Origin of the sequence: Nocardia sp. NPDC058633 (assembly GCF_042717045.1) — a bacterium.
GTDB lineage: Bacteria > Actinomycetota > Actinomycetes > Mycobacteriales > Mycobacteriaceae > Nocardia.
Genome location: NZ_JBHXRA010000034.1, coordinates 1 through 6020, shown reverse-complemented (window position 1 = coordinate 6020; position 6020 = coordinate 1). Strand labels below are relative to the sequence as shown.

Genomic DNA, 6020 nt, shown 5'->3' with positions numbered 1-6020 from the left:
CCACCCACCCACCCTTGCTCCTGCTTTTTTGTGGTGTGGGGTGCGCCCCCCCCCCGCGGGGCCCCACAAAACCTCCCCCGGGGCGGGCCCCCCCGGGGTTGGGGGGGGCCCCCCGCCCGCAGGGGGGTCGAACATTGTCCCGTCAGAGGGCGAGCTCCGGCGAGATCACGTAGTCGGAGACATCCGTGGTGTTGATCTTGACCCGGGACAGGGCCTCCTTGACCGCCACCTCGAGGCGGCCCCGCTTGGCAGCGTCGACCTGGCCACGGCGCTGCGCGAACTCCGGCAGCACCTCGGCAGCGAAGAGCTCGAGCGACTCCTTGATGTGCTCGTGCTTGTTCTTGCCGATCTGCACTGCGAAGATGATCTGGTCGACACCGGCCTCCTCGTAACGGCGGATCATGTCGGTGATCTGCGCCGGCGTGCCGACGCCCCGGCGCAGCGAAGTGATCTGCGCCAGCATCCCCTTGACCTCGGGGGACAACTCCACGCTGTCGTCGACCGGCGGCGGGTTGCGGACCAGGCCCACCGCCTCGCGGTTGTCCTGGAACGCCTGCCATACGTCCGTGGTGCCCGGCTTGTGCTGGCCGGAGATGTAGTAGTGCATCAGCGAGTACGAGAAGAAATGTGCGCCGTCCAGACCACGGTCCAGGGCGGTATCCTCGTCTTGGTGGCACATGAAGGGCAGCACGACCGAGAAGTTCGGGTTGACGGTCTTGCCGATCGGCACGCACTCGTCCGACTCGATGATCTTGTAGTAGGCGTCGACCCGCTCCTTGGCCTCCTCGGGAGAGACGAAGGAGAAGGAGAGCGCGCCGATACCGTGGCGGGCGGCGGTCTCGATCGTCGTACGGGCGCTGCACGCCATCCACAGCGGCGGGTGCGCCTTCTGCTTGGGCTTGGGCAGCAGATTGCGCGGGGGAACGCTGACGAACCTGCCCTCGTGGCCGGTGAAGGGCGTCTCCGACAGCAGGCGGGTGACGACCTCCAGGGACTCCTCCCACTCTTGCTTCTTCGTGTCGCGCGCCACGTCGAAGGCACCCAGCTCCAGCTGGGAGCTGCCTGAGCCCGAGCCGAAGTCGACCCGGCCGCCGGAGATCAGATCCAGGGTCGCGAGACGCTCGGCGACGCGGGCCGGGTGGTTGACGCGGGAGGGCAGCGAGACGATGCCGTGCGCAAGGCGGATGTTGTTGGTGCGGGCGGCGGCCGCGGCCAGGAAGACCTCGGGCGCCGAGGAGTGCGAGTACTCCTCGAGGAAGTGGTGTTCGGTGGCCCAGGCGTAGTCGAAGCCCAGCTTGTCGGCGAGCTCGATCTGCTCCAGGGACTCGTTGAGCATCCGCTCTTCACTGTCCTCGGCCCACGGTCGGGGGAGCTGGTGGTGGTAGATGAGGCCGAATCGCATGGTTCCTCCAGTTGAGATAGTTCAGGGTGGGTCTGTGGGGCCCGCCCCTGGCCGACGACGATCGCTTGTCGCCGCCCGGGGTGGACGGCCTCGATGTGGAAGTCGATCTGGGCGAACGGACCGGTGAGAGCGGACGATCCCGAGGCGGATCCCGGGGTCCACGCCACGCCACGCCGAAGGAGCCGGACGATTCGATGCGCGGCCATGTGGTCGAGGTAGGGGCCACCGAGAAACTCACCGGTGGCGGATCGCTGGAATGCGCCGAGAACGACTGACAGGCGAATCCGACAGGTTCACCCGCATAGCTCCCGGAGATGGCGGTGACCCCTTGTCTCGGGCTCACGCCGTCGCGTCCTCGCGGACGGGCGGAGCCTGTTCGATGATCACGTGTGCGTTGGTGCCGCTGATTCCGAAGGAGGAGACGCCCGCCCGGCGCGGCCGGCCGGTGTCGGGCCAGGGCTGTTCCTCGGTCAGGAGCCGGACGTTGCCCCGGGACCAGTCCACCTGGGGCGTCGGCTCGTCGACGTGCAGAGTCCGGGGAAGCACCCCATGGCGGATCGCCTGCACCATCTTGATGATCGAGGCGACTCCCGCCGCGGCCTGAGTGTGCCCCAGATTCGACTTGACCGATCCGAGCCACAACGGCCGGTCGGCGGGGCGGTCCTGGCCGTAGGTGGCCAGCAACGCCTGGGCCTCGATCGGGTCGCCCAGCTTGGTGGCGGTGCCGTGGGCGTCGACCGCGTCCACGTCCCCGGTACCCAGCCCGGCGCTCGACAGCGCCTGCCGGATCACCCGCTGCTGGGCGGGTCCGTTCGGCACGGTCAGGCCGCTGGACGCACCGTCCTGGTTGAGGGCGGAGCTGCGCACGACCGCGAGCACCCGATGTCCGTTGCGCTCAGCGTCCGACAGCCGCTCCAGCAGGAGGAGGCCGGATCCCTCGCCCCAGCCGGTGCCATCCGCAGCTGCGGCGAAGGACCTGCACCGCCCGTCGGGCGAGAGCCCCTTCTGCTTGGTGAAGTACTGGAAGGTCTCCGGCGAGGCCATCACGGTCGCACCACCCGCCAGGGCGAGCGTGCACTCACCCTGGCGCAGCGCCTGCACGGCCAGGTGCAGCGCCACCAGGGACGAGGAGCACGCCGTGTCCACTGTGACCGCCGGGCCCTCCAGGCCGAGGGTGAAGGCGATGCGCCCGCTGACGAGGCTGCCGCCGGTGCTGGCACCCTCGTACTCGTGGTACATCAGCCCCGTGAACACGCCCGTCTTGGACCCTTTGACGGTGAGCGGATCGATCCGCGCGTTCTCGATGGCTTCCCACGCGGCTTCGAGCAGGAGCCGCTGCTGCGGGTCCATCTCCAGCGCCTCCCGAGGCGAGATGCCGAACAGGTCGGCGTCGAAGTCCGCCGCCTCGTGGATGAACGCGCCTTCTCTGGTGATGCTCTTGCCCGGAGCACCGTGCTCGGGGTCGTAGAGCCCCTCGGTATCCCAACCGCGGTCGGTGGGGAAACGCGTGACGCCGTCCCGGCCGTCGAGCACCAGCTCCCAGAGGTCCTGGGGGGTTTCGATGCCGCCCGCGAACCGGCAGGCCATCCCGATGATGGCGATGGGTTCCGTCGCAGCCCCGATGAGCCTGGCGTTCTCCTGCTTGAGTCGCTCGTTGTCCGTCAGTGAGGTGCGCAGCGCCTCGACGATCCGTTCAACTTCCATGATGTGATCAGCCTCCGGATCAGCGCGTCGGGTCGGCCGCGAGGGCGGTCCGTACCAGGTCGTCGATGGCCATGTCCTTGAAGGAGCTGGCGGCTTCCGACACGTTCGGCTCTGCCGCGGGGGCGCTCGCCCTTTCCGGGACGAGCTCCTCCAGCAGGTACTGAGCCAGCACACCCGGGTTCGGGTAGTCGAACATCATCGTGGCGGGCAGCCGCAGCCCGGTTGCCTCGCTGAGCTGGTTGCGCAGCTCGATGGCCGCCAGCGAGTCCAGACCCATTTCGGTGAACCCGCGGTTGATATCGATGGCTGTGGGGTCGTCGTGCCGCACGACCGCCACCCGTGTCCGTACCAGGTCCATCAGCAGGCGGAGCTGGTCCTCGTGGGACTGTCCCTCCAGGCTCGCCTCAATGGAGGCCTCCTCAGCCGGTGTCACCTCGGGGACCGCCGCTCCGGCGGTCGCCCGCCGCGGGCGCCGTCTGGGAACCTCGCCGGCTACCAGAAGGCTCAGAACAGCGGGCACCTCGGTGTGCGCGGATGCCGCCGCAGCGGTGTCGATGCGCAACGGGACCAGCGCGGGTTCGTCGGTGCCGAGCGCCGCGTCGAACAGGGCCAGGCCCTCGGTCGGCGTGAGCGCGGGGGTACCCAGTCGCTCCTGCCGTTCGAACACCGCACGGTCGAGCTGCGCCCCCATGCCGTCTCCCGCCCACAGGTGCCAGGCCAGCGAGGTGGCAGTGAGGCCGAGGGAGTGACGGTGTCGGGCTAGGGCGTCCAAAAAGACGTTCGCAGCGGCATAGTTGGCCTGACCGGCGTTGTCGAGGAAGCCCGTGGTGGACGAGAACAGGACGAAGGCTGTCAGATCCTGCGATTGCGTCAGCTCGTGCAGGTTCCAGGCGGCGTCGACCTTGGGCCGCATCACGGCGTCAAGGCGCTCGGGGGTGAGTGAAGTGATCAGCCCGTCGTCGACGAGTCCTGCCGCGTGGACGACGCCGCGCAGCGGGTGCGCGTCGGGTACGGCCGCCAGGAGTTCGGCCAGCGCCGCGCGGTCGGAGACGTCGGCGGCGGCGATGGTGACATCGGCGCCCGCTTCAGCCAGCTCCGCGGCGAGTTCTGCGGCACCGGGCGCGTCGGTTCCCCGGCGGCTGGTGAGCACCAGGTGCCGTACGCCGTGCTCGGCCACTAGGTGGTGGGCGACGAGCGCCCCGAGTCCACCGGTTCCGCCAGTGATCAGGACCGTTCCCTCGGAGTCCCAGCAGGCAGCGGTGCCGATGCGCGGCGCCATCGTGAGGCGCGGTACCAGGGACCGGCCCCCCCTCATGGCGAGTTCGGGGTCGCCCGAGGCAGCGGCCGCCAGCAGCATCCCGTCCGACTCCTGCGTACCGTCCAGGTCGACGAGGACGAAGCGGCCTCGGCGTTCTGCCTGTGCGGCCCTGATCAGGCCCCAGACCGGCGCCTGGGCCAGGTCGAGGACCGACTGATCGTCGGTGCTGGCCGCCTGCTGCGTGGCCACCACCAGCTTGGCATCCTCCGTGCGCTCATCGGCCAGCCAGTCCTGCACGGTCTGCAGGACTCCGCTGGTGACGGCGCGGGCACCGGCGGCGGGGTCGCCGACGGGCGACTCGACCCTCAGCAGGACGAGTTCTGGTACCGGGTCGTCACTGCCGAGCACTTGGTCGACCGTGATCAGGTCGCCGGGGCGAGCAGTCAGCTCGGGGCCCGGGACCCAGGTGAGGCGGAGTAGCCCGTTCGCCATGTCGTCGGCCAGGGGGCGCGACACGAGCGATTCGACGGTCGCCACGGGTGCTCCGGCCGCGTCGGCGAGCAGCAGTTCGGTGGTGTCCGTGCCCGACAGCCGCCGCAGCCGGACGCGGAGCGCCGAGGCGCCAGACGCGTGCAAGGTCACACCGGTCCATATGAAAGGCAGCACCGTGCTGTCTTGATCGTCGAGGAGGTCCACGTGGCTCGCGGCGTCGAGGAGGGCGGGGTGCAGCCCGAAGCGGGCCGCGTCGGCGTGCGCCTGATCCGGGAGCACGACCTCGGCGTATACCTCCTCACCCTTGCGCCAGGCGGCCTCGAGCCCCTGGAAGACCGGTCCGTACTCGTAGCCGCGGCCAGTCAGCCGCTCATAGACATCTTCCAGTTCGATCGTCCGGGCTCCGGCCGGCGGCCATTCGGCTAGGTCGAACGCCGGTGCCGAAGCCTCGGTGGTCAGGATGCCGGTGGCGTGCCGGGTCCACTCCCCCTCGCTCTTCTCAGGCCGTGCGTGGATGCCGACCGAGCGGGCACCGGAAGCGTCCGGCGCTCCTACGACGACCTGCACGGCCACGGCGCCGCGTTCGGGCAGCACCAGTGGCGCCTGGAGCGTCAGCTCCTCCAGCCGACCGCAACCGACCTCGTCACCGGCCCGGATCGCGAGCTCAACGAAGCCAGTGCCGGGCAGCAGCACCCGACCTTGGACCTGGTGGTCCAGCAGCCACGGCGAGGTCGCCGTGGACAGCCGGCCGGTGAGAACGGCTCCGGCACCGTCGGGGAGCTCGATCGTGGCACTGAGCATCGGATGTGCCGCGTCGGCCTGACCGTGTCCGGTCGCGTCAGCCGTCACGGCGGGCGGGGTCTCCAGCCAGAAGTGCCGCTTCTCGAAGGCATAGGTGGGCAGGTCGACTCGGCGGGCGCCGGTGCCGGCGAAGAACGCATCCCAGTCCACGCCCAGGCCGGCGACGTGCAACTTGGCCAGTGCGGAGACCAGCTCACGCTCTTCGGGACGATCGCGGCGGAGGACAGGGACAAAGGTGCCCTCAGCCGACTCCTGGCCCATCGCCGTAAGCACCGCGTCCGGACCCAGCTCCACAAAAGTGGCCACACCAGCCGCCCCCAGCGTCTGGATACCGTCCGCGAAACGAACCACCTCACGCACCTG

The 6020-nt window shown here is 69.7% G+C and carries 3 protein-coding genes and 1 pseudogene; all 4 read right to left on the bottom strand.

Annotation, left to right across the window (positions count from 1 at the left end; all coding sequences use genetic code 11):
• Positions 1-142: 142 nt before the first annotated feature.
• On the bottom strand, positions 143-1402 hold the full coding sequence (locus tag ACFWUR_RS29055; RefSeq protein ID WP_378911090.1) for an LLM class flavin-dependent oxidoreductase: 1260 nt from the start codon (positions 1400-1402) through the stop codon (positions 143-145).
• The gene (locus ACFWUR_RS29050; RefSeq protein ID WP_378911089.1) at positions 1344-1745 is read right to left on the bottom strand and encodes a flavin reductase family protein; all 402 of its coding nucleotides are present in this window, start codon (positions 1743-1745) and stop codon (positions 1344-1346) included. The genes ACFWUR_RS29055 and ACFWUR_RS29050 overlap by 59 nt, the downstream gene beginning before the upstream one ends.
• Before the next feature lie 17 nt (positions 1746-1762).
• Positions 1763-3106 (bottom strand): annotated as a pseudogene (locus tag ACFWUR_RS29045) (type I polyketide synthase); the annotation flags it as partial.
• Between the two features lie 19 nt (positions 3107-3125).
• A partial coding sequence (locus ACFWUR_RS29040) for an SDR family NAD(P)-dependent oxidoreductase (protein WP_378911088.1) occupies positions 3126-6020 on the bottom strand: 2895 nt, incomplete at its 5' end.

Excerpts from the sequence above, each read along its gene's own strand:
- ACFWUR_RS29055 (WP_378911090.1), bottom strand. The coding sequence starts at position 1,402 with ATGCGATTCGGCCTCATCTACCACCACCAGCTCCCCCGACCGTGGGCC.